Consider the following 21080-nt stretch of genomic DNA (forward strand, 5'->3'; position numbering starts at 1 on the left):
CGTCAGACGAATCGGCAGGCGATCGAACCGAGTTGATCGTAGTCGACGTGGAAGGTGTCGCCAGGACGGGCGGCCACCGGGCGGGTGAAGGAGCCGCCAAGAATGATCTGGCCGGCTTCGAGGCCCACGTCGTATGGCGCCAGCTTGTTGGCCAGCCAGGCCACGCCCTTGGCCGGGTGGTTGAGCACCGCCGCCGACACGCCGGACTCCTCGATCACGCCGTTGCGGTACAGCACCGCCGGCACCTTGCGCAGGTCGACGTCGCCCGGGCGCACGGCGCGACCGCCCATGACCACGCCGGCGTTGGCAGCGTTGTCGGAGATGGTGTCGAACACCTTGCGGGTGGCACCGCTGAGCGGGTCGACCTGCTGGATGCGCGCATCGATGATCTCCAGGGCCGGAATCACCCACTCGGTGGCGTCGAGCACGTCGAACAGGGTCACGTTCGGCCCCTTGAGCGGCTTGCCGAGGATGAACGCCAGCTCCACCTCGACCCGGGGCACGATAAAGCGCTCGAAGGGAATGTCGCTGCCTTCGTCGAACAGCATGTCGTCGAGCAGTGCGCCATAGTCCGGCTCGGTAATGTTCGAGGAGACCTGCATGGCCCGGGAAGTCAGGCCGATCTTGTGGCCGACCAGCTTGCGGCCGTCCTTGATCTTCTGCGCCACCCAGGCACGCTGGATGGCGTAGGCGTCCTCGATGCTGATCGAGGGGTGTTCCAGGGAGAACTGGCCGACTTGTTCGCGGGTGCGTTCGGCCTGGTCGAGGCGGGCGGCGGCTTGCTGGATGATGCGGGCGTCGAGCATGGAGACCTCAGGGCTGACGGGTGAACAGGGGATGCAGGCTGCTGTGCTTGGCGTCGTACACCTGCGCCTGGCTTTCATCGATCTGCAGGGTCAGCCCGACCGGGCGACGTTCCAGCAGCGCGTCCAACTGCCGACGCAGCACCGCCAGCAGCGCATCGCCGACCTGCCGGTGCACTGTGGCGCTGCGACCGCTGCCCATGCGCAGGTTGGCGTAGACGAAGCCGTAGTCGCCACGACCATCGGCGATCGCCGCGTGGGCGGCCGGGTAGGCCAGCACGCGGGTGCCGCCGGTGGGGAACACCTGGCGATCATGTTCGTCGCGCTGGGCGAGCATGCAGTCGGCCAGGGCGCGGCACAGGCCGGGCATATCGGCGTCGGCTTCGATGTCCGGGCTGTAGAGCAGGACCAGATGAGGCATGACGGTACTCCTTACAGGCGGCTGGTGGCGGTGACGCCGGCCGGGTTCGAGGCCTGGGCGGCGGGGATCGCGCTGCCGTCCTGCGGGGTGACCGGGAAGATCGCGTTGATCTGGCCGGTGCCGGAGGAGCCGAAGTACGGCGTCACCACCTCGGCCTTGGCGTCGTACTGGGACCAGCCCAGGGCGCCGAGCAGCATGGCGGTGTCGTGCATGAAGCCTTCGCCGTGGCCCTTGACTGCGTACTCGGGCAGCATCGCGCAGAAGTCGGCCCAGTCGCCGTCCTGCCACATGCGCACCACGCGGTGGTCGAGGGTCTCCAGGAACGGGCTCCAGACCTTGGTGGCAAAGTCCGGGGCCTGGCCGTTCTGGGCGAAGCGGTGCGACAGCGAGCCACTGGCGAGGAAGGCCACGGTGCCGTCGTAGTGGTCCTCGACCGCCTTGCGCATGGCCCAGCCCAGGCGCGCGCTGTCATTGAGGTAGTGCGAGGTGCACAGGGCCGAGACCGAGATCACCTTGAAGTGGCGGTCGGCGTTCATGTAGCGCATCGGCACCAGGGTGCCGTACTCCGGGGCCAGGGTGGTGGCGTCGTGGGCCATGGTCTCCACGCCCAGGCGGTTGCATTCCTCGGCAAGGATCCGCCCCAGCTCGGGGTTGCCGGGGAAGCCGTAGTCCATGTTGGCGATGAAGTGGGGCAGTTCGTTGCTGGTGTACAGGCCTTCGAAATGCGCGGCGCAGTTGATGTGGTAGTTGGCGTTGACCAGCCAGTGGGTGTCGAACACGACGATGGTGTCCACGCCCAGTTCGCGGCAGCGCCGGCCGATCTCGTGGTGGCCGTCGATGGCCGCCTGGCGAAAGCCCTGGCGCGGGCCGGGCAGTTCGGACAGGTACATCGAGGGAACATGGGTGATCTTGGCGGCGAGAGCGAGTTTGCCCATGGGAATCTCCTGTGATTGTTGTTGTGGCCGCATCGCGGGGCAAGCCCGCTCCCACAAAGTCGTGGGAGCGGGCTTGCCCCGCGATGGCGTCAGATGCCCCAGCGCGGAATGTGATGGCTACCCATGGATATACACACGTTCTTGATCTCGGCGAAGACCTCGAAGCTGTATTGCCCACCTTCGCGCCCGGTACCCGAGCCTTTCACCCCACCGAACGGCTGGCGCAGGTCGCGCACGTTCTGGCTGTTGATGAACACCATGCCCGCTTCGATGCCACGGGCCAGGCGGTGGGCCTTGCCGATGTCCTGGGTCCAGATGTACGAAGCCAGGCCGTATTCGGTGTCGTTGGCCAGTTGCAGCGCCTCGGCCTCGTCCTTGAACGGGATCAGGCAGACCACCGGGCCGAAGATCTCTTCCTGGGCGATGCGCATCGAGTTGTTCACGTCGGCGAACACCGTCGGCTGGATGAACTGCCCCTTGGCCAGGTGCGCCGGCAGCCCGGCCGGACGCTCCAGGCCGCCGGCCACCAAGCGTGCGCCTTCCTCGAGGCCGATGCGGATGTAGCCGGTGACCTTGTCGTAGTGCTGCTGGGTGATCATCGAGCCGACCTGGGTCTGCGGATCGGTCGGGTCACCGACGACCAGGCGCCTGGCGCGGGCGGCGAACTCGGCGACGAACTGCGGGTACACGCTTTCCTGGATGAAGATCCGGCTGCCGGCGGTGCAGCGCTCGCCGTTGAGCGAGAAGATGGTGAACAGTGCGGCGTCCAGGGCACGGTCCAGGTCGGCGTCCTCGAAGATCAGCACCGGCGACTTGCCGCCCAGCTCCATGGAGTACTTCTTCAGGCCCGCCGTCTGCATGATCTTGCGGCCGGTGGCGGTGCCGCCGGTGAACGAGATGGCGCGTACGTCCGGGTGGCGCACCAGGGCATCGCCGGCGGTGGCGCCGTAGCCCTGGATGACGTTGAGCACACCGTTGGGGATGCCAGCCTCGACCGCCAGGCGTCCCAGTTCATTGGCGGTCAGCGGCGACAGTTCGCTCATCTTCAGCACCGCGGTGTTGCCCAGGGCCAGGCATGGCGCGGTCTTCCAGGTGGCGGTCATGAACGGCACGTTCCAGGGCGACACCAGCCCGCACACGCCCACCGGCTGGTAGAGGGTGTAGTTGAGCATCTGGTCGTCCACCGGGTAGGTGTGGCCGTCCATGCGCGTGCACACCTCGGCGAAGAAGTCGAAGTTGTGCGAGGCGCGGGGAATCAGCACGTTGCGCGTCTGGTGGATCGGCAGGCCGGTGTCCAGGGTCTCCAGTTCGGCCAGCTGCGGCACGTTCTGCTCGATCAGCTCACCCAGGCGGCGCATCAGCCGGGCGCGCTCCTTGGCCGGCGTGTTGGCCCATTTGGGGAAGGCTTGCTTGGCCGCGGCCACGGCCTGGGCGACTTCCTCGGCGCCGCCGCTGGCGACTTCGCCGATGGCTTCGCCGGTGGCCGGGTTGTAGTTGATGAAGGTGTCGCGGCTCTCGACTTCGCGGCCGTTGATCCAGTGCTTGATCATGCTGTTGCCTCGTGTGCTTTGCGGGCGAAGAACTCGGCTTCGCTGACGATTCGGTTGACCAGGCGACCAACGCCTTCTACTTCCACCACCACCTCGTCGCCCGGTACCACGTCGGCCAGGCCTTCCGGGGTGCCGGTGGCGATCATGTCGCCGGGCTGCAGGGTCATGAAGCTGGAGAAGTATTCGATCAGGTAGGGGATGTCGAAGATCATGTCGGCGGTGCTGCCTTGCTGTTTCAGCTCGCCGTTGATCCAGGTGCGCAGCGTCAGCTTCGATGGATCCGGCACGTCGGCGACGTCGACGATCCACGGGCCCACCGGGGTGGTGGCGTCACGGTTTTTCACCCGCAGGTTGGGGCGGTAGTAGTTCTCCAGGTAGTCGCGGATGGCGTAGTCGTTGCACACCGTGTAGCCGGCCAGGTAGTCGAGGGCGTCCTCGCGCCTGACGTTGCGCGCCGGCTTGCCGATCACCGCCACCAGTTCGCACTCGTAGTGCATGTACTTGACGTTGTCCGGGCGCCAGGTGACCTGGTCGTGCCCGGTGTAGGTGCCCGGCGACTTGATGAACGCCAGCGGTTCGGTGGGCGGGGTGAAGGCCAGCTCGGCGGCGTGGTCGGCGTAGTTCAGGCCCAGGGCGAACATGTTGCCGGTGGCCGGTGGCAGCCAGGTGACCTGGTCGGCATGGACCAGGCGGCCATCGGCCAGGCGCAGTTGCTGGTCGTCCTCGACGGTGACCTGATGGACCTGGCCGTCGAACTGGATACGGGCGTGCTTCATGGGGCGAGTCCTTGTTCGGCGACGATGGGGTTGGTCAGCTGGCCAAGGCCGTCGATCTCGACCGTCACCCGGTCGCCGGGCAGCACATCGACGCGGCCTTCGGGGGTGCCGGTGATCAGCACGTCGCCGGCATGCAGGGTCATGAACTCGCTGATCTCGGCGATCAGCCGGGCCACGCCGCGCACGCAGTTGGCGGTGTTGTTGTGCTGGCGCAGCTCGCCGTTGACCCACAGGCGGATGCCCAGCGCGTCGGGGTTGCCGACCTGCGCGGCCGGCACCAGCTGCGGGCCGATGGCGCAGAAGCCGTCGCGGCACTTGGCCTTGACCGCCGGGCGGTAGTAGCTGTCCTCGGGCAGGCTGAACTCGTTGACGATGGTGTAGCCGGCCACATGCGCGAGGGCGTTTTCGACGCTGACGCGGCTGGCGTCCTTGCCGATCACCACGCCCAACGCGGGGCCGGGTTGCAGGCGCTCGACTGCCGATGGGTAGGTCACCGGGCGGGCATGCTCGTTGCGGGTGTTCGGAGTCTTGATGAACAGCACCGGTTTGACCGGCGGCTGCAGGTACGGCGCTTCATGGAAGGATGCCAGATGCTGCTGCAGCAGGCCCTGGTAGTTCAGGGCGACGCCGAACAAGCTGCCGTTGGCGACCTCGTGCAAGGCACGGCTCATGCTTTTCTCCTGCGGTGATTGAGGCGACCAGGGGCGCCTCGTGGTGTTTTTGTTAATGTGTTAACGTTATATTTAATATGTTAACGATCGTCAAGGCGTCTACCGCTGGCCGGTGGTGCTACGATGGTTTCCCCGGCGCGTTTCACCGCTGCGAGAACAACAATGAAAGAACGACAGCCGATTCCCAACATCAACATCGGTCAGGTGTACGACCAGCGCTATAGCGACAGCGAGGTGCACTACGACCGCCTGGGCAACCTGGCCGGATTCTTCGGCCGCAACATGCCGGTGCACCGCCACGACCGCTTCTTCCAGGTGCACTACGTGAAGACCGGCAGCGTGCGGGTGTACCTGGACGAGCAGCGCTACCACGAGTCCGGGCCGATGTTCTTCCTCACCCCGCCGACCATTCCCCATGCCTTCGTCACCGAGGCCGACGCCGACGGCCATGTGCTGACCGTGCGCCAGCAACTGGTCTGGCAACTGCTGCAGGCCGAGCCTGGGCTGGCGCTGGGGCCGCGGCTGCAACCGGCGTGCGTTGCCCTGGGTCACCTGCAGGGGGCGGCGGCCGGCGAGGTGCGGCGCCTGGAGCAACTGTTCGACCTGCTTGGCGACGAAATCGGCCATGGCCAGGCCGGGCAGGGCACCGCCGTGCAGGACCTGGCGCGCCTGGTGATGATCAGCCTGCTGCGCCTGGGCGCCAATTCGCTGGAGGCCACACCTGCGCGGCACGAGGACCTGCAGCTGTTTCATCGATTCAATGAGCTGATCGAGCGCCACTACCTCGACCACTGGACGCTGCCGGCCTACGCGGCGGCGCTGGGCGTCACCGAGGCGCGGCTGAACGATGTGTGCCGGCGCATGGCCGACCTGCCGTCCAAGCGCCTGGTGTTCGAACGGCTGATGCAGGAGGCGCGCCGATTGCTGCTGTACACCGGCGGTTCGGCCAACGAGATCTGCTATCGGCTGGGGTTCAAGGATCCGGCGTATTTCAGCCGCTTCTTCCAGCGCCATGCGCAGATGACGCCGGGGGAGTATCGCCAGCGCCAGGCGGGATTGCGTTGACATGGGGCGATCAGCTCCGGGCTACAGGCTTCAACTGATCGTGCAACGAAGGCGGCGCCTGGAAAATAGGCGTTTGCCGGGAGCGCTGGTACTTTTCACAGGGGCTGGACAGCACGGGTGAAAATGGTTTTCACTTTATTAATATCTTAATAAAACCAGCCGTTTATCCTGATGACCACTCCTAGACCTTCCCTGACGTTGACCCTGTTGCAGGCCCGCGAAGCGACCATGGCGTTCTTCCGCCCGGCCCTCAATGCCCATGACCTGACCGAGCAGCAGTGGCGGGTGATCCGCATCCTGCGCCAGCAGGGCGAGCTGGAAAGCCACCAGCTGGCGGACCTGGCCTGCATCCTCAAACCGAGCATGAGCGGCGTGCTCAAGCGCCTGGAGCGCGACGGCCTGGTGGGCCGGCGCAAGTCGCCGGAGGACCAGCGGCGGATCTTCATCAGCCTGACCGTGCGCGGGCAGCAGGCGTTCCTGGCCATGAGCGAGGAGATGGAGCGCAATTACCAGGAGATCCAGCGCCAGTTCGGCGAGGACAAGCTGGAGCAGTTGATGGGGTTGTTGAACGAGTTGAAGAAGGTCAGGCCCTGATGCCGTGCGCAATCCCTGTAGGAGCGGCCTTGTGCCGCGAAAGGGCTGCGTAGCAGCCCCGTCGATTGATGCGTCAACGCTGAAATCCTGGGGCCGCTACGCGCCCCTTTCGCGGCGCAAGGCCGCTCCTACAGGGGTTGCGCACAGATACAGCGAATCATCGAGAATCTTCAGCAACGAAGCCGCCCGCCGCGCATACACCGCCGGGTTCGCATACAGCAGCTCCACATGCAGGCTGTCGATGATCCCCAGGTACGCATCGCCATACAGCTCAAGCTTGTTGCCATCGCTGCGAGCCCAGGCGTGGCGCTCGCGCAGCGCTTGGCAGAAGCCCAGGCGGATCTGCTCCAGGTAGGCCTCGAAGCCGCCGGTGACGATCGCACGGATCGGCGCCGGCGGCAGGAACGCCGTGCGCAGCACGAAGCGCAGGTTGGCCGAGGCGGCGTAGCGCTCGGCCAGGTGCAGCGGGTGCCAGTGCCCCGGCGCCTCGCGGCCCGCCGCCTCATGGCCGAACCCTGCCTCGACGTAGGCGGTCTCGTCCGCCAGCGCCCGTTCGAAGGCGCGCACGAACAACGCGTCCTTGTTGGCGAAGTGGGCATACAGCGACGCCTTGCGCATGCCCGCCAGGGCGGCGATCTCGTTCAGCGACGAGCCGTCGTAGCCATGTTCGGCAAAGTGCTCGACAGCATGGTCGCAGATGCGCGCGGCGGAAGGGGTCAGGGCTTTCAAGGCGGTCACTCCGGATTGGCGCTGGGGTAGGGCGAGGCGCTGATTGTCTTTGCCACGGCGGCGCGGGTCAAACCGACGATGACCAGGGCAGCGGCCGCCAGCAGCCAGGCCCAGGCCAGCGGCCCCAGCGTTGCCAGGTGCCCGGCCAACGGTGTGGCACTGGACGAGATCACCAGTTGCAGGGCACCGAGCAACGCTGCGGTGGAGCCGACGTCACGTTGTTGCGACGACATCGCCAGGGCCATCAAGGTGGCCTCGCAAATGCCTAAGCCGAACAGCGCCAGTACCACGCCCGCCAGCAGCAGCACCAGGTCCGCGCCGGTCAGCCCGGCAAGTACCGCCAGCAGCGCGCCGCCGCCCATGCACAGCGCGCCCCACCAGGCCACGCGAGCCACGCCGTGGCGCGTCACCCAGTAGCCGGACAGCGCCGCGCCGAGCAGGATGGCCACGCCACAGCCCCCGAACAGCAGGCCGAAGTGAGCGCTGGAGAGGCCGAAATGCTGCTGGTATACGTAGGCGGAACCGGCGATGTAGGCGAACAGGAAGAAGAACACCGCCGACAACGCCAGGGCAGGGCGCAGGAACGCGCCGTCGGCGGCGATGCGCGCATAGGTGCGCCATACACTGGTCGGCGCCAGGCGTACCCGCTGCGCCACAGGCAAGGTCTCGTCGAGCGTCAGCATCGAGTTGAGCAGGGTCAGCAGGCCCAGACCGGCCAGCACCAGCATGATCGCCCGCCAGCCGTAGGCCGCGTCGATCACCCCGCCCAGCGCCGGGGCGAGGATCGGCGCCAGGCCTTCGATGGTCATCAGCAGGGCGAAGATCTGCGCCGCCCGCGCGCCGTCGGCGCTGTCGCGCACCATGCTCATGATCACCACCAGCGTCAGCGCGCTGGCCAGGCCCTGGACCAGGCGTGCCAGCAGCAATGTGTCCAGCGATGGCGCGGCGGCGGCGCCGAGGGAGGCCAGGCAGAACACCATCAGGCCCGCGAGCAATGGACGACGACGACCCAGGGCATCCACCACGGGGCCGAACAGCAGCTGGCCGGCGCCCATCGCCAGCAGGAACACGGTCAGGGTCAGCTGCACCTGGGTATAGCCGGTGGCGAAGTCGCGGGCCATTTCCGGCAGGCTGGCCAGGTACATGTCGATGGCCGAAGGGCCGAGGGCGCCGATCAGGGCGAGGGAGGCGGCGAAGCGCAAGTTGGAAGCAGGCATGACTGGAAAATCCGTTGGCAAAAATAAACCTACCGACCGGTAGGTTGTGCAAATTATGCCAGAGTGCGTGAAGGGGTCAACCATGGCAGCGTCCGCTTGCGTCCCAGATACAGGGCATCGGCATGTTTAGCGCCACCGGTCCGATCACCCCGGAATAATCCGAATCCCTCCTTATCGCTGTACTCCCAACTCTGTACGGCATGCAGCCGTGCATCCCCCAGCCACATGAGGTTTTGCAACCATGGCCAATAAAGACAGCAACATGACCGGTCGCCAGGACAGCAACAAGACCGGCAGCCAGGGTGGATCGAAGAACCCGGGCAATTTCGCCAACGACCGCGAAAAAGCATCCGAAGCCGGTCGCAAGGGCGGCCAGAGCAGTGGCGACAACCGCCAGACCGAGTCCGGCCGCAAGGGTGGCCGCTCGTAAGTGAAGGGCACGCGGTGCCGGGTTCGCCTGGTACCGCGCATATCCCGACTTGGATCGGCCGAAAACATCGAGTAAACCTTTGACATGCTGTGCAGTCATTCCTTGTATGAGCCCCTACATGCGGGCCAAGGAGGTGGCTGATGAAACTCGTCTGCCTGTTGCGTGGCTGCCAATGGCGCAGCCTGCTGGTCCGGGAAATCGCCGGGCTTGACTGCCAGTGCTGCGAGCGCTGCGGCGCGTTGCGCTACAGCCAGCCCGGCCAACCGTTCGACGCGTAGGAGCCGACCATGCCCCGGGCAATCTGGAAAGGTGCGATCAGCTTCGGCCTCGTGCATATCCCCGTCGCCCTCAACACCGCCGTGCGTACCGAACGCGTCGACTTCGACTGGCTCGACAAACGCAGCATGGAGCCGGTGGGCTACAAGCGGGTGAACAAGGTGACCGGCAAGGAGATCGACAAGGCGCACATCGTCAAGGGTGTGGAGTACGAGAAGGGCCGCTATGTGGTGATCAGCGAGGAGGAGATTCGCAAGGCCCGGCCCGAGGCGACCCAGACCATCGAGATCTTTTCCTTCATCGATGCCGGGGAGATCCCGCTGCAACAGTTCGACACGCCTTACTACCTGAGCCCTGACCGCCGCGGCGGCAAGGTCTACGCCTTGCTGCGCGAGACCTTGCACAGCACCGGCAAGGTCGCCCTGGCCACCGTGGTGCTGCACACCCGCCAGCACCTGGCGCTACTGCGCCCCCTGGAGGACGCGCTGGTGATGATCACCCTGCGCTGGCCCGAGGAGGTGCGCGGCCTGGAGTCGCTGGAACTGGACAAGAGTGTGACCAACAGCAAGCTGGACAAGCGCGAACTGGACATGGCCAGGAAGCTGGTGCAAGACATGAGCGGGCCATGGACGCCCGACGAGTACCATGATGCCTTTCGCCAGACCATCCTCGACCTGGTGGAAGAGAAGGCCAGCAAGGGCAAGATCGAGACCGTGGACAAAAGCGAGGGCGCGCCGGCGGAGAAGGGCGCGGACATCATCGACCTTACCGAGCTGCTCAAGCGCAGCCTGGGTGGCAAGGCCAGGGCGAAGAAACCGGCGACCAAGCGACCGCGCAAAGCGTCATAGCGGTTGCGCAGAGGTTACGGCAGTTGCCCTTCCAGTCCATTCAGGTAGTCCCCGAAGCCCTGGCGAGCGCGGCTGTCCCGGCGACTGCTGGTGGCCACGCTGTGCGCCGCCGTCCAGACGATCTGCGCGCCACTGGCCTCGAGGGCCAGCACCAGTTGCACATCTTCGTGGGCCGGCAACGGCTGGAATCCACCGACGCGCTCATAGGCCTTGGTGCAGACGCCCAGGTTGGCGCCGTGAATATGCCGGTGCCCGTCCCGGGCCTGGTAACGGCTACGGTACAACTGGCGCAGGGCGGCGCCGTGCCAGGGCTGCCAGCGCTCGATGTGCACCGTGCCGCAGACCGCGTCGGCATGCCATTGCAGTTGCGACACCAGCCAGTGCCCAGGCACGCGGCTGTCGGCATCGGTAAAAGCCAGCCACTGGGCGCCGCGCTCGATCATCCACGCCGCGCCCAAGCGCCGGGCGAAGCCGACGTTGCCGGCCTGCAGTTCCAGGGTGTGCACGCCATGACGACGAGCGATGCGCGCGCTGGCGTCGACGCAGCGATCGAGCACCACCAGCACCTCGACCACCAGGCCCGCCGCCTCGGCCCGCGCCACCGCCAGCTTGACGGCGGCCAGGCAGTGCCCGAGGCGGCGGGCCTCGTTGTGGGCCGGAATGATGACGGCGATCATGGGCAGGTCTCGTCCAGGTCCACGAGGCTGGGCTGGCACGACCAGTACTCGAGCAGGAAATCCGCCTCCTCGTGGCACAGCAGCGGGTACAGCGGCAGGTGTCGGGCCAGCAGACCATGGACTTCGCGACCATCCTGCGGGCAACCGGCGATGGGATGGCGCCAGTGGCAGGCCAGCAGGCCGCCGCCATGGCTCAGGCTGGCCACCGATTGCTCGATCACCTGCAGCCACTCGGTGGGGTCCAGGTAGTAGCCGATCTCGCTGAGCACGATCAGATCGAACTGCCCGCCCGGCCAATCGCCCGGCAGGTGTCCCTGTTCGACGCGGGCATGGCTCACGCCTGCCAGCCGCTGGCGGGCCAGGGCCACGGCGGTGGCGTCGATGTCCTGGCACAGCAGGTCGGCGCAGCGCCCGGCCAGCAGGACGCTCAATTCGCCGTTGGCGCAGGCTGGCTCGAACACGCGCGCGTAGCACTGGCGCGGCAGGCTGGCCAGGGCCAGGTCGCGCTTGCGTCGTTCGTACCAGCGGGTGCGAAAGGCCCACGGGTCATCGTTGCCGGCATACAGGTCGGCGAAGTACTGCGCGTCGAGGCTCATGGCGACTCCATTGACAGGAAGACCAGTTCGAAGGGTTGCAGCAGGCAGGCCTGCAGCTGTTCGGGCAGTACCGGCGGACGATCGCCATCGGGCTGCAACTGGCTGGCATGGGCGGCCAGGGCCTCGCGCTTGCGCGCCAGGCGCGTTTCGTCGAGCTGGAGGCGATATGCCTGGGGCCAAGGCAGGCGCGGATGGTCGGGAACGGCCCAGTGCCAGGCCCACACGGGTACTTCGGCCAACTGCGCGCGGCGCGACTGGGCCGCCCGGGCGCAGGCGCGGCCGGCGGCTTCATGATCGCAGTGCCCATCGCCACGCCAGGTGGTCAGCAGCAGGTCGTCGGGTTGGAGCAACTGTTCCAGGTGCGTGACCAGGAAAGCCTCGTCGCGTGGCAGGGCGCCGTCCTTGAGATTGAGTCGTCGCCAATCGACGCGGTTGAGGTCCAGCTCCAGCTTGTGCAGGGCATGGCGGCTCTCAAGGGGGCGCTGATGGCGCAGGCGGTGCTCGGTCCACTGGCTGGAATGCGGATGGCTGGCCTCGCCGTTGGTGGCGGAAATCAGCACCAGGTCCTGTTCCCGGCCGTGGAAGCTGGCCAACAGGCCGCCGGCCATGAGGATTTCGTCGTCCGGGTGCGGCGCCAGCAGCACCAGCCGTCTGCCGGGCGGGCACAGTCGGTCGGGTGTCAGCCAGGTGGCCCGGGCCAGGTGCGCGGATTGCTGCCAGGCGCTCCATGGCGTGCCGTCAGCGGTCTGAATCAGATTCTGGCTCATAGTTGCCATGCTCCTGCAGGCATGTCGGTCAGTTGCCGCCCCTGCTCGGCCAGGTCGCGTTCTGCGTGACTTTGCCGCAGGTATACCGGCAGGTCGGCGCTGAGCCGGGCAAAATGGCTGCTGCAACAGAACGGTGTGGCGCCCAGCGCCCGGCCGACATGCTGGATGACCAACTCGACCGCCTGCTCGACCTGGGCGCGGGTGCGGCGCACCTCGAAACTGGCATCGTCGTGAGGGTGCCGGTCGATCCAGGCGGCGCATTCGCGCAGGGCGGCACGGGCCCCGAACAAGGCGGCATCGACCGCGCCCAGGTGGGCATCGGCGTGCGGGTCGGGCCGGGGTTTGCGGCAGTGTTCGCGCAGGTAGTCCGCCAAGGCTTCGGCGGCGCCGTACCAGCAGGCGGCGATGCCCGCGCCGCCGTGCCAGAAGCCCGGACGGGACAGGTACTGGCCGGGCTTGCCGATGGCCAACCCCGGCGAGTCGTCGAACGCGATGGCGACACTGGTGGTGGTGGCCATGCCGACGGCCTGCCAGTGGTCGGCATGGATGCGCTGGCTGGGATGGCGCAGCTCGATGGCCACCAGTTGAGGCTGGTCGTCTTGCCAGGCGGTCAGCAGCGCACGGTCGATCTGCAACGCCCCCGAACACCAGGCCTTGCGGCCTTGCAGGCGAACCTGCTCGCCGTTCCGTTCGACGATGAGGGTGCGGGCATCCGGCGGTTCGGCAGCCCACACGCCCCAGGTCCCTTCACCGGCATGATGAGCGGCGCCGCACTCGGCAAGGATCGCCAAGGCGTCGGTATGGCCTTCGTAGAGTTTGGCCAGGCTGAGATCGCAAGCGGCGACCCGCGCCAGTGCCCGCCAGCGCTCCAGGGTCTGCCCCTGGCCCGGCAAGGGGAGCAGGTCGAGGTGTTCGCGCTGCAGAGCCTGCAGCAGCTCCGGCAGCAAGGGTTCGAGTTCGAGGGGCTGCGAACGAGCAGCGAGCCGGTGTAGCAGCTGATCAAAGTGGGTCGATTCCATCAGGCAATCCCCAGTTGCTTGCGCATGCGCACGGTGATCGACTGGCGGGTCCTGGCCATGTCGGCCCACGGATCGTCCACCTCGGCAAGCCGGGCCTGCAGGTTGCCGATGTTCCATTGGTTGGCGCCTTTAAGCTGAGTCAGTTCCTCGCGCCAGATCGGCACCGACACTGGCAATCCCTCGCGGGCGCGCAGCGAGTAGGCGGCCACGGTGGTGGCGCCCTTGCCGTTGCGCAGGTAGTCGATGAAGATCCGCCCGACCCGGTTCTTTGGCCCGGACACGGCGCTGAGGCGATCGGGGAACAGGCCGGCCATGTGCTCGACCAAGGCGTGGCTGAAGTCCTTCACCTCGTCCCAACCGGCGCGCCGGGTCAACGGCACGACAAGGTGCATGCCCTTGCCGCCGCTGGTCTTGAGGAACACCTTCAGGCCCAGCTCATCGAGCAGGGTGAGAGTCAGTTGGGTGGCCTCGAGCATGGCCTTCCAAGGCAGTGCGGGATCAGGGTCGAGGTCGAGTACGAAGCGGTCGGGCTTGTCGAAGTCCTTGGTGGTGGCATTCCAGGTGTGCAGTTCGAGGGTGTTCATCTGCACCGCGCCCAGCAGGCTGTCGGCGCGGTTGAGCACCATGGCCGCCTGGCCGGCCTGGGCCTTGCTGTAGCTGAGCACGTGGGGGATGTGCAACTGGCCGGCGTTCTTCTGGAAGAACAGCTCGCCGCCCAGGCCATCCGGTGCCCGGACCAGGGCCACGGGCCGATCCTTGAGCTGCGGCAGCAGCCAGTCGGCGACCTGGGCGTAGTACTGTGCGACCTGGCGTTTGGTGGCCCCGGTGGTTGCGTCGACCACGCGGTCGGGGTGGGTCAGGCGCAGGGTGCCCAGGCCCTCGGGTTGTGCTACGTGCTTGGCGGGCATCGCTGGCTCCAGGTCGATGGCGGTGGCGGGCTTGTCGTCGCGCAGACCGTGGAACACTGAATGGCGGACGATGCCTTCGCGGGTCATCTGGGCGTAGGCGACTTCTGCCAGCAGTTGCGGTTTGAGCCAGTGCACGCCGCGGGCTTCGGCTCCGGTGGGAGGGCTGGCCAAGGGCGGCTTGGCGGTCTGCAGCGGTTTCAGTCGGGTGAGGATGCTGTCCAGGGTGGCGGCGCTGAAGCCGGTGCCGACCTTGCCGGCGTAGCGCAGCTGGCCGTTGTCATGGTCGTGCAGGGCCAGCAGCAGGGCGCCAAAGCCGTGGCGGCTGCCCTTGGGGTCGGTATAGCCGACGATCACGAATTCCTGGCGCTGCTTGCACTTGAGCTTGATCCAGTCGCTGCTGCGCCGGCCGATGTACGGGCTGTCGGCACGCTTGCCGATCAGCCCCTCGAGCTCCAGCCGACAGGCGCTGTCGAGCAGCGAGTCAACCGGCTCGTTGAAATCGGTGGAATACCTGAGCAGCGGCGAAGCGTTGTCTTCCAGCAGCTTGACCAGGGTGGCGCGACGGGCCTGTAGCGGCAGTTCGCGCAGATCCTCGCCGCCCAGCCAGGGCAGGTCGAACAGGTAATAGGTGATGCGTTCGTCGTGCTCGGAGTCGAAGGCGTTCTGCAAGGCCTGGAAATCGGCCACGCCGTTGTCGTCGACCACCACCATCTCGCCGTCCAGCCACGCCGTGTCGACCCCCAGTGCCTTGAGCGCCTTGACCTGACGAGGCATCTTCGCACTCCAGTCGTGGCCATTGCGGGTAAACAGGCGTACGTCGTCACCGTCGATGCGCGCCAGGATCCGGTAGCCATCGAACTTCACTTCGTAACGCCAGTCGCCGCTGGGAGGTGAGTCAAGCAACGTCGCCAGTTGTGGCTGGAGCAGCGCCGGCAGGGCTTTGCGACCGGCCTTGCGCTTGCGCGTGGAAGCGGTTGCCTTGGTCGGGCGCCGCGGTGGCAGGGTGCGCTCGCTCAGCACACTGTCCGGCAGGGCCTCGACGATGCGGTAGTCGGATTCGCTGCGCGCCTGTCCGTCATGGGATTTGACCAGCATCCACTGCTCTTTCTTGCCAGCCAGGTGGGTGCGGAACAGGTTCCAGATTCCCGACAGCTTCTCGCCTTGCAGGCGAAAGCGCAGCTTGCCCTTGGCATAGGTTTCATGCGGATCGCCCTCGGGCTCCCAGACACCCCGGTCCCAGACGATCACATCACCGGCGCCGTAATGGCCTTCGGGAATGTGTCCTTCGAAGTTGGCGTAGTCCAGTGGGTGATCTTCCACGTGCACCGCCAGGCGCCGGACCTTGGGGTCGAGCGAGGGCCCCTTGGGGATCGCCCAGCTCTTAAGGGTGCCGTCGAGTTCCAGGCGAAAGTCGTAATGCAGGTGGCTGGCATCGTGCTTCTGGATGCAGTACTGCAGGGCGTGGGCCGAGCGTGACCTGGCGCGCTTGCCAGCCGGCTCGGGCGTGGCGTTGAAATCGCGCTTGCGCTGGTACTCCTGCAGGGGCTTGGCCATGGCGGGCTCCGGGACGGTTCGCGGGGTCTCAGGATTGGGAGGCGGCGGTGCGGCGCGGAGTTCAAAAAAAGCGCGGGGCGGTGCCTGTGAAGAAACTCTGAATCATTGCTTGGTGGGGGCAGTCGACCGTGTGAAGCCCACTGACGGAGAACGTTCATGCCTGGACCCGATGACCCAAGACCGCAGGTTGATATAGACGACACCGAGGACCGCATGGGCAGCGTCCACGAGCTGGATTTCAGCGAGCGCCGCGATGAGCGCCAGGGGCGTGTCGGCGACGAGCGTCCGGCGCGCGAGATCGCCGAGGACTACCCGCCCCGGCGCGTCGCCGAAAGCGGCATGACCGGTGGCGAGACCCTGGGCGACAGCCTGCACGAGGACAATGTCACCCTCGACGATTTGAGCCCGGATACGCTGTTCGATGAAACCGGCGCTCGAGACCCGCATGAACCAGGCACAGGCAGCGGACCTGCCGACCAGACCCTGCGCCAGGTGGAGGCCCACGAGATCGGTGGTGGCATCGGCCTGGACGAGGCCGAACTGGCCCGCTCGGCGCCGTTGGATGGTGAGCCGTGGGTCGATGAGGTGGTGCCTGATGACGACAGGAGAGAGCCGTGATGAATGAGCAACGCTGTTCCTGCAACCACTGTTCCTGCACCGTGGATGCCAATGCCGTGGTCCAGGATGGCAAGGCCTATTGCTGCGAAGCCTGTGCGACGGGGCATCGCGATGGGGAGCCTTGTCGTATGGCCGATTGCAAATGTGGTGAGATGACCCGGCCGAAGGAGAGTAATGTCGATAACGCGCTGGATGAAATATTCCCGGCGAGTGATCCTATATCGCCATAAGGTTCTTTCACTCTCGACGGCCCTTTCGTTGAAATCTCCGGTGAAGAGCGAATTGCTACATCAATGTACGCACAGCAGCAGTAGTTATTTTGATCTTGATCTTGATCTTGCTTCTAAGTGCGCGATAGTTCAGGCGCCGCCAATTGCGACTTCAGGAGGCCGAGTGGAGTTCTTGCGGAGGGAGGTGACGGCCATGGATGGCCGTCAAGCGCTGCGCCCCAGGATGGGGCGTTCAGCGCGGTCCTCCCGGGAGCAAGAACGAAGCGAGGGAACCCCGGAGCGAAGCGTAGGGGCCGGATGATGGAGCGAGGATTTTTTGGTTCCTTTTTGATCCTTCAAAAAGGGACCCGCCGTAAGGGCGGAAAGGTGACTTTGCGTCACCATCGCAAATGAATGCGCATATAACTTTCAATACACATGCTCTAGAAGTCAAAGTCAAAGTCAAAGTCAAAGTCGGCCGGTGCTGGTTTTAAGGGTTGTAAGTGCATTCATTTGCAATGTCGACGCATAGTCACCTTTTCGCCCTTACGGCGAGTTCCTTTTTGAAGGATCAAAAAGGAACCAAAAAATCCTCGCTCCATTCATCCGGCCCTACGCTTCGCTCCGGGTCCCCTCACTCCGGCCTTGCTCCCGGGAGGACCGCGCTGCAGGGCCCATCCTGGGCCCCAGCGCTTGACGGGCATCCATGCCCGTCACCTCCCTCCGCAAGGCCTGCGTTCGGCCTCCTGAAGTCGCGAAGGTACGGGCGGCGCCTGGGCTGACGCAGCTGTCGCTAGCGGGCTATGGGGCTAAACTTTTGATCGGCAACGGCAACGGCAACGGCAACGGCAACGGCAACGGCAACGGCATAGGCTGAGCTTGCCTCGTTGGGACTTCGGCGTTGTTGCGCTCACAATCGCTACGCGCCTGGCCCAGGCTCGGGGTGTCGCAGTAATAGGTGATGATCCGCGCATCCTTGGGCACGGCAGGGCGGGTGGAGGGCTCGTCACGCCCTGTGGCATCGGGGTTGGCCAAGTACCTCCCAGGCCCGAAGGGCCTTCAGCGCTTGTCGAGGGCCGGCCCGGCCTGTTGGCGCAAGGCCTTGGCGCGCTTCTCGAGGATCAGGTAGGTGACCACCGCCAACAGCAGCGGAATCAGGTAGTACAACGTTCGATAACCCAGCAGCGCGGCGACCAGCGAGCCCTGGCCGAGCTGGCCGTGGAGCAGGGCGAGGAACACGGCCTCCAACACGCCAAGCCCGGCGGGAATATGCGCGACCACGCCCGCCACGCAGCTGATCAGCAATACCCCCAGCACCGAGGGATAGAACAGTTCCGGCGGCAGCAGCAGGTGGATCAACGCCGCCATCAAAGCCCAGTTGCTGGCCCCCAGGACCACCTGGCCCAACGCCAGGCGCATGCTCGGCAGAGTGACTTCGTGCCCGCGCAGCTCCCACGTTCGCCGCTTGGCGAAGGCACAGGCGAACAGGTAAGCCAACGTGATCGCCACCATCATGACGCCTATCAGGCGCAGGCCGCCGGCGCCCACCGCCCAGCTATCCGGCAGCTTGACCAAGCCCAACGCGAACACCGTTCCGGCCAACAGCAGGTAACCCATCCAGTTGGTCAACAGGCCCAGGGTGAGGATGCGCGTGATGGTCGGGGTATCCAGCCCCAGCCTGCCGTACAGGCGATAGCGCAGGGCCACCCCGCCGACCCAGGTGGTAAAGTTGAGGTTGAACGCATAGCAGACGAACGCCACCGGCAGCACCTGGCGGGCCGGCAGGCGATGGCCGGTGTAGGCGCGGGCGAGCAGGTCGTAGCTGGCGAACACCAGATAGCTGCACAGGGCCAGCAGCAACCCCTGGGCCAGGGTCGAGGGTCGGTAGGCCAGCAGTGACTGGCGCACTTCGTTCCAGTCCAGGTTACGCGCCAGGGTGAACAGCAGCACCGGGATCAACACCAGGAACAGTACGCTCAGCAGGCGTTTGCCCCAGGTCTTCCAGCGTGGCGTGGCCATCAGGTCTTGCCCCCGTGGTAGTCGGCCGGGGCCTCGCTGGCGGCTTGCAGCGACTGCAGGCGCTGCCGATGCGCGGGGAACCAGCCGGCGATACGCGGGAAATAGCGGGTGATGTGGAAACCCAGGAAAATCAAGGGTGCGCGCCACCAGTAGCCACGCACCATGCGCTCCAGCGTCACGGTCTTGCAGTGTTCGCGGGTGAGCTCGCTCAGGTGTTGGTAGAGCTCGTCGTTGAACGCCCGGTCGCGGATCAGCAGGTTGGCTTCGAGGTTGAACGACAGGCTCAGCGGGTCGAGGTTGCTCGAGCCCACCGTGGACCAGTCGTCGTCCACCAGCGCCACCTTGCCGTGCAACGGACGCTGGCAGTACTCGTGGATGCGCACATCGTCGCGCAGCAGGTAGTTGTAGAGCAGCCGCGAGAGGGCGCGTACCCAGCGCATGTCTGGTTGCCCCTGGAGGATCAGGGTCACCTCGACCCCGCGCCGGGCGGCGTTGCGCAGTTCGCGCAGCAGGCGATAGCCGGGGAAGAAGTAGGCGTTGGCCACGACGATACGTTGCCTGGCCTCACGGAAGACCTGCAGGTAGCAGACCTCGATATCGTTGCGATGGCGCCGGTTGTCGCGCTCCACCAGCACGGCGCTGGCCGGGCCTGCGGCGGTGCAGGTCGGCTGTACCAGGCTGGTGGTATCCAGCACTGGTGCGAGCATGCGGCAGGAGGATGCGTGCACCTGGGCCACCACCGGGCCGACGACCTCCACCGCGTAGTCCTGCTTGGCCTGCGGACCGAAATCACCGAGGTGGTCGGCGCTGTAGTTGATGCCGCCGATGAACGCGCGTTGCCCGTCGATCACCAGGATCTTGCGGTGCAGGCGGCGGAACAGGTTGGTGCGCATGCCGGCCAGCCGTGGTTGCGGATCGAACGAATGGAAACGCACCCCGGCCTCGGTCATCGAGGCGATGAAGTCGTCGGGCAGGTCCGCGGTGCCGTAGCCGTCCACCGCCACCTCGACCCGCACCCCGCGCCGCGCGGCGTCGATCAGGGCCTGGCGCAAGGGTTGGCCGACCTTGTCGTCGTAGATGATGAAGGTTTCCAGGAGGATTTCCTTGCGCGCCTGGGCCACGGCCTCGAACACGCGCGGGTAGTACTGCTCGCCATTGATCAGCAGTTCGACACGGTTGCCGTCGCTCCAGGACTGCTTCATAGCGTCACCTGCGCCACTAGCGGGGCATGGTCGGAGAGGTGCGACCACGGGTACCTGGCCAACACTTGCGCCTCGCAGGCCTGAGCATTGCGCAGATAGATGCGATCCAGGCGCAGCAGGGGCAGGCGGGCGGGAAAGCTGCGCGCTGGCTTGCCAAAGGCTTCGCGCAGATGGCCCGACAGCCGCGCATCCGCTTTCAGGCGCCAGTCGTTGAAGTCGCCAGCGACGATGACCGGTTCGTCCGCCGGCAGGCTGTCGAGCAACGCCAGCAGCAGGTCGACCTGGCGCTGGCGATGGTCTTCGCGCAGCCCCAGGTGCACGCAGATCGCGTGTACCTGCTCATGGCCGGGTACTTCGAGCTGGCAGTGCAGCAGACCGCGCTCCTCGTTGCCGTGGATCGAGACGTCCAGGTTGTCGTAGGCGCGGATCGAAAACTTCGACAGCAGGGCGTTGCCATGATCGCCATGGGGATAGACCGCGTTGCGCCCGTAGGCGAACTGCGGCCACATGCTGTCGGCGAGAAATTCGTACTGTGGGGTCTGCGGCCAGGTGGGGTGGCGCTCGGCATGCTGTTGATGGCTGCCGTGGACCTCCTGCAGAAACACCAGGTCGGCGCCTGTCGAGCGGACCGCCTCGCGCAGCTCCGGCAGGATGAAGCGGCGGTTGAACAGGGTAAAGCCCTTGTGCACGTTGAGGGTCAGCACCGTCAGGCGGTGCACGGCGCTGACCTTGTCGATGATGCAGCGGGGGGCGGGCAGGGTCCCGTTCATAGCGCCCCCTGGCACAGTCCCCTGGGGTAGAAGCCCTTGCGCCATGGGCCATAGCGCCAACCGGAAATACCAATGCGGATCTCGCTCACGAGGGCTTCCTACGTTCGTGTACTTATCAGTAGCGACCGGTAGCGGAGCGAGAGGGTTCAGCAGGATTGACGAGTGGCGCTGGCTGGGAAACCGGTTCACCTCTGGCTGATGACCATGCTGCACCAAGGTGCCGTCATCCGTCGGATTGTTCCTCGGGTGGCACCTGGCCTTCCGGCCAGTCGGGTACCTTATGTTCCGGAGCGGGCGTTGGGACCTTTTCGCCGGGATCGTGCGGTACTTCATCGACATAAGGGTCTGGATGGTTGGGGTCGATCATGGCTGTTACCTCGTTAAAGCATTCGCGGCCTCACATACCGGCAGGACCGGAACCGTTCG

General features: G+C 66.0%; 25 protein-coding genes. 8 read left to right on the forward strand and 17 right to left on the reverse strand.

The window, feature by feature from the left end; all coding sequences use genetic code 11:
• Positions 1–2 precede the first annotated feature (2 nt).
• The 6 genes from hpaH to NMG10_RS01525 all read right to left on the reverse strand — a co-directional run bounded on the left by hpaH (position 3) and on the right by NMG10_RS01525 (position 5156).
• Positions 3–806 (reverse strand): 2-oxo-hept-4-ene-1,7-dioate hydratase, encoded by an 804-nt coding sequence (gene hpaH, locus NMG10_RS01500; RefSeq protein ID WP_203646706.1) that lies wholly within the window; start codon positions 804–806, stop codon positions 3–5.
• 7 nt (positions 807–813) lie between these two features.
• Positions 814–1224, reverse strand: coding sequence for a 5-carboxymethyl-2-hydroxymuconate Delta-isomerase (locus NMG10_RS01505; protein WP_232855110.1), 411 nt, complete (start codon positions 1222–1224; stop codon positions 814–816).
• Between the two features lie 11 nt (positions 1225–1235).
• Positions 1236–2159, reverse strand: coding sequence for a 3,4-dihydroxyphenylacetate 2,3-dioxygenase (gene hpaD, locus NMG10_RS01510; RefSeq protein WP_203646703.1), 924 nt, complete (start codon positions 2157–2159; stop codon positions 1236–1238).
• Between the two features lie 89 nt (positions 2160–2248).
• On the reverse strand, positions 2249–3709 hold the full coding sequence (gene hpaE, locus NMG10_RS01515) for a 5-carboxymethyl-2-hydroxymuconate semialdehyde dehydrogenase (protein WP_234562779.1): 1461 nt from the start codon (positions 3707–3709) through the stop codon (positions 2249–2251).
• Complete coding sequence (locus NMG10_RS01520) at positions 3706–4485, reverse strand: fumarylacetoacetate hydrolase family protein (RefSeq protein WP_254463564.1); 780 nt, start codon at positions 4483–4485, stop codon at positions 3706–3708. Before NMG10_RS01520 ends, hpaE begins: the two co-directional genes overlap by 4 nt.
• The gene (locus NMG10_RS01525; protein ID WP_254463566.1) at positions 4482–5156 is read right to left on the reverse strand and encodes a fumarylacetoacetate hydrolase family protein; all 675 of its coding nucleotides are present in this window, start codon (positions 5154–5156) and stop codon (positions 4482–4484) included. The genes NMG10_RS01520 and NMG10_RS01525 overlap by 4 nt, the downstream gene beginning before the upstream one ends.
• Positions 5157–5318: 162 nt before the next feature.
• Here NMG10_RS01525 and hpaA point away from each other — a divergent pair, with 162 nt between their 5' ends.
• Positions 5319–6221, forward strand: a complete 903-nt coding sequence (gene hpaA, locus NMG10_RS01530) for a 4-hydroxyphenylacetate catabolism regulatory protein HpaA (protein WP_028688922.1) — start codon at positions 5319–5321, stop codon at positions 6219–6221.
• 171 nt (positions 6222–6392) lie between these two features.
• A complete protein-coding gene (gene hpaR, locus NMG10_RS01535) occupies positions 6393–6815 on the forward strand; it encodes a homoprotocatechuate degradation operon regulator HpaR (RefSeq protein ID WP_203646685.1) in 423 nt (140 codons plus the stop codon).
• Between the two features lie 96 nt (positions 6816–6911).
• Here the strand turns inward: hpaR and NMG10_RS01540 are convergent, their stop codons facing one another.
• Positions 6912–7544: a TetR/AcrR family transcriptional regulator gene (locus NMG10_RS01540; protein ID WP_254463567.1), complete on the reverse strand. Its 633-nt coding sequence runs from the start codon at positions 7542–7544 to the stop codon at positions 6912–6914.
• A 5-nt stretch (positions 7545–7549) separates the two neighbouring features.
• Entirely contained in the window at positions 7550–8761 is a 1212-nt protein-coding gene (locus NMG10_RS01545) for a multidrug effflux MFS transporter (protein WP_234562782.1), read from the reverse strand.
• Positions 8762–9002: 241 nt separating this feature from the next.
• Here NMG10_RS01545 and NMG10_RS01550 point away from each other — a divergent pair, with 241 nt between their 5' ends.
• The 3 genes from NMG10_RS01550 to NMG10_RS01560 all read left to right on the forward strand — a co-directional run bounded on the left by NMG10_RS01550 (position 9003) and on the right by NMG10_RS01560 (position 10315).
• Positions 9003–9191, forward strand: a complete 189-nt coding sequence (locus tag NMG10_RS01550; protein ID WP_203646680.1) for a general stress protein — start codon at positions 9003–9005, stop codon at positions 9189–9191.
• Between the two features lie 140 nt (positions 9192–9331).
• A complete protein-coding gene (locus NMG10_RS01555) occupies positions 9332–9469 on the forward strand; it encodes a PSPA7_2676 family Cys-rich small protein (protein ID WP_203646679.1) in 138 nt (45 codons plus the stop codon).
• 9 nt (positions 9470–9478) lie between these two features.
• Positions 9479–10315 (forward strand): Ku protein, encoded by an 837-nt coding sequence (locus NMG10_RS01560; RefSeq protein WP_254463569.1) that lies wholly within the window; start codon positions 9479–9481, stop codon positions 10313–10315.
• Positions 10316–10329: 14 nt separating this feature from the next.
• On the opposite strand, the gene NMG10_RS01565 is transcribed toward NMG10_RS01560, so the two are convergent.
• Genes NMG10_RS01565 through ligD form a run of 5 tightly spaced genes read right to left on the reverse strand, consistent with a single transcriptional unit; the run spans position 10330 to position 15836 of the window.
• Entirely contained in the window at positions 10330–10992 is a 663-nt protein-coding gene (locus tag NMG10_RS01565; RefSeq protein ID WP_254463571.1) for a glycosyltransferase, read from the reverse strand.
• Positions 10989–11588 (reverse strand): bifunctional 2-polyprenyl-6-hydroxyphenol methylase/3-demethylubiquinol 3-O-methyltransferase UbiG, encoded by a 600-nt coding sequence (locus NMG10_RS01570; protein ID WP_254463572.1) that lies wholly within the window; start codon positions 11586–11588, stop codon positions 10989–10991. Before NMG10_RS01570 ends, NMG10_RS01565 begins: the two co-directional genes overlap by 4 nt.
• Complete coding sequence (locus NMG10_RS01575; protein WP_254463574.1) at positions 11585–12355, reverse strand: PIG-L deacetylase family protein; 771 nt, start codon at positions 12353–12355, stop codon at positions 11585–11587. The genes NMG10_RS01570 and NMG10_RS01575 overlap by 4 nt, the downstream gene beginning before the upstream one ends.
• A complete protein-coding gene (locus NMG10_RS01580; protein ID WP_232855102.1) occupies positions 12352–13374 on the reverse strand; it encodes an acyl-CoA dehydrogenase in 1023 nt (340 codons plus the stop codon). Before NMG10_RS01580 ends, NMG10_RS01575 begins: the two co-directional genes overlap by 4 nt.
• Positions 13374–15836 (reverse strand): DNA ligase D, encoded by a 2463-nt coding sequence (gene ligD, locus NMG10_RS01585; protein ID WP_254463576.1) that lies wholly within the window; start codon positions 15834–15836, stop codon positions 13374–13376. Before ligD ends, NMG10_RS01580 begins: the two co-directional genes overlap by 1 nt.
• A gap of 156 nt (positions 15837–15992) precedes the next feature.
• On the opposite strand from ligD, the gene NMG10_RS01590 reads away from it, so the two are divergent.
• The 3 genes from NMG10_RS01590 (at position 15993) to NMG10_RS01600 (ending at position 17540) form a co-directional block, all read left to right on the forward strand.
• On the forward strand, positions 15993–16454 hold the full coding sequence (locus NMG10_RS01590) for a phosphotransferase system, HPr-related protein (RefSeq protein WP_254463578.1): 462 nt from the start codon (positions 15993–15995) through the stop codon (positions 16452–16454).
• The gene (locus tag NMG10_RS01595; RefSeq protein WP_254463580.1) at positions 16454–16684 is read left to right on the forward strand and encodes a metallothionein; all 231 of its coding nucleotides are present in this window, start codon (positions 16454–16456) and stop codon (positions 16682–16684) included. Before NMG10_RS01590 ends, NMG10_RS01595 begins: the two co-directional genes overlap by 1 nt.
• 685 nt (positions 16685–17369) lie before the next feature.
• Positions 17370–17540: a hypothetical protein gene (locus tag NMG10_RS01600; protein WP_254463582.1), complete on the forward strand. Its 171-nt coding sequence runs from the start codon at positions 17370–17372 to the stop codon at positions 17538–17540.
• A gap of 182 nt (positions 17541–17722) precedes the next feature.
• Here NMG10_RS01600 and NMG10_RS01605 read toward each other — a convergent pair whose 3' ends face one another.
• From NMG10_RS01605 to NMG10_RS01620, 4 genes are all read right to left on the reverse strand, one after another.
• A complete protein-coding gene (locus NMG10_RS01605) occupies positions 17723–18682 on the reverse strand; it encodes a lysylphosphatidylglycerol synthase domain-containing protein (RefSeq protein ID WP_254463584.1) in 960 nt (319 codons plus the stop codon).
• Entirely contained in the window at positions 18682–19884 is a 1203-nt protein-coding gene (gene clsB / locus NMG10_RS01610) for a cardiolipin synthase ClsB (protein WP_254463586.1), read from the reverse strand. The genes NMG10_RS01605 and clsB overlap by 1 nt, the downstream gene beginning before the upstream one ends.
• Positions 19881–20654, reverse strand: coding sequence for an endonuclease/exonuclease/phosphatase family protein (locus NMG10_RS01615; RefSeq protein WP_254463588.1), 774 nt, complete (start codon positions 20652–20654; stop codon positions 19881–19883). Before NMG10_RS01615 ends, clsB begins: the two co-directional genes overlap by 4 nt.
• A 223-nt stretch (positions 20655–20877) precedes the next feature.
• Entirely contained in the window at positions 20878–21021 is a 144-nt protein-coding gene (locus NMG10_RS01620) for a hypothetical protein (protein WP_254463590.1), read from the reverse strand.
• Positions 21022–21080 lie beyond the last annotated feature (59 nt).

The organism is Pseudomonas sp. DVZ6 (genome assembly GCF_024259445.1).
In the GTDB taxonomy this organism is placed as follows: domain Bacteria; phylum Pseudomonadota; class Gammaproteobacteria; order Pseudomonadales; family Pseudomonadaceae; genus Aquipseudomonas; species Aquipseudomonas peradeniyensis.

Bases quoted from the DNA above. Each gene is read 5' to 3' on its own strand.
- hpaH (WP_203646706.1), bottom strand. From the start codon at position 806: ATGCTCGACGCCCGCATCATCCAGCAAGCCGCCGCCCGCCTCGACCAG.
- NMG10_RS01570 (WP_254463572.1), bottom strand. From the start codon at position 11,588: ATGAGCCTCGACGCGCAGTACTTCGCCGACCTGTATGCCGGCAACGAT.
- NMG10_RS01525 (WP_254463566.1), bottom strand. From the start codon at position 5,156: ATGAGCCGTGCCTTGCACGAGGTCGCCAACGGCAGCTTGTTCGGCGTC.
- NMG10_RS01605 (WP_254463584.1), bottom strand. From the start codon at position 18,682: ATGGCCACGCCACGCTGGAAGACCTGGGGCAAACGCCTGCTGAGCGTA.
- NMG10_RS01615 (WP_254463588.1), bottom strand. From the start codon at position 20,654: ATGAACGGGACCCTGCCCGCCCCCCGCTGCATCATCGACAAGGTCAGC.
- NMG10_RS01505 (WP_232855110.1), bottom strand. From the start codon at position 1,224: ATGCCTCATCTGGTCCTGCTCTACAGCCCGGACATCGAAGCCGACGCC.
- hpaE (WP_234562779.1), bottom strand. From the start codon at position 3,709: ATGATCAAGCACTGGATCAACGGCCGCGAAGTCGAGAGCCGCGACACC.
- NMG10_RS01575 (WP_254463574.1), bottom strand. From the start codon at position 12,355: ATGAGCCAGAATCTGATTCAGACCGCTGACGGCACGCCATGGAGCGCC.
- hpaA (WP_028688922.1), top strand. From the start codon at position 5,319: ATGAAAGAACGACAGCCGATTCCCAACATCAACATCGGTCAGGTGTAC.
- hpaR (WP_203646685.1), top strand. From the start codon at position 6,393: ATGACCACTCCTAGACCTTCCCTGACGTTGACCCTGTTGCAGGCCCGC.
- NMG10_RS01595 (WP_254463580.1), top strand. From the start codon at position 16,454: ATGAATGAGCAACGCTGTTCCTGCAACCACTGTTCCTGCACCGTGGAT.
- hpaD (WP_203646703.1), bottom strand. From the start codon at position 2,159: ATGGGCAAACTCGCTCTCGCCGCCAAGATCACCCATGTTCCCTCGATG.
- clsB (WP_254463586.1), bottom strand. From the start codon at position 19,884: ATGAAGCAGTCCTGGAGCGACGGCAACCGTGTCGAACTGCTGATCAAT.
- NMG10_RS01600 (WP_254463582.1), top strand. From the start codon at position 17,370: ATGCCCGTCACCTCCCTCCGCAAGGCCTGCGTTCGGCCTCCTGAAGTC.
- NMG10_RS01560 (WP_254463569.1), top strand. From the start codon at position 9,479: ATGCCCCGGGCAATCTGGAAAGGTGCGATCAGCTTCGGCCTCGTGCAT.
- NMG10_RS01565 (WP_254463571.1), bottom strand. From the start codon at position 10,992: ATGATCGCCGTCATCATTCCGGCCCACAACGAGGCCCGCCGCCTCGGG.
- NMG10_RS01545 (WP_234562782.1), bottom strand. From the start codon at position 8,761: ATGCCTGCTTCCAACTTGCGCTTCGCCGCCTCCCTCGCCCTGATCGGC.
- NMG10_RS01590 (WP_254463578.1), top strand. From the start codon at position 15,993: ATGCCTGGACCCGATGACCCAAGACCGCAGGTTGATATAGACGACACC.
- NMG10_RS01555 (WP_203646679.1), top strand. From the start codon at position 9,332: ATGAAACTCGTCTGCCTGTTGCGTGGCTGCCAATGGCGCAGCCTGCTG.
- ligD (WP_254463576.1), bottom strand. From the start codon at position 15,836: ATGGCCAAGCCCCTGCAGGAGTACCAGCGCAAGCGCGATTTCAACGCC.
- NMG10_RS01580 (WP_232855102.1), bottom strand. From the start codon at position 13,374: ATGGAATCGACCCACTTTGATCAGCTGCTACACCGGCTCGCTGCTCGT.
- NMG10_RS01520 (WP_254463564.1), bottom strand. From the start codon at position 4,485: ATGAAGCACGCCCGTATCCAGTTCGACGGCCAGGTCCATCAGGTCACC.
- NMG10_RS01620 (WP_254463590.1), bottom strand. From the start codon at position 21,021: ATGATCGACCCCAACCATCCAGACCCTTATGTCGATGAAGTACCGCAC.
- NMG10_RS01550 (WP_203646680.1), top strand. From the start codon at position 9,003: ATGGCCAATAAAGACAGCAACATGACCGGTCGCCAGGACAGCAACAAG.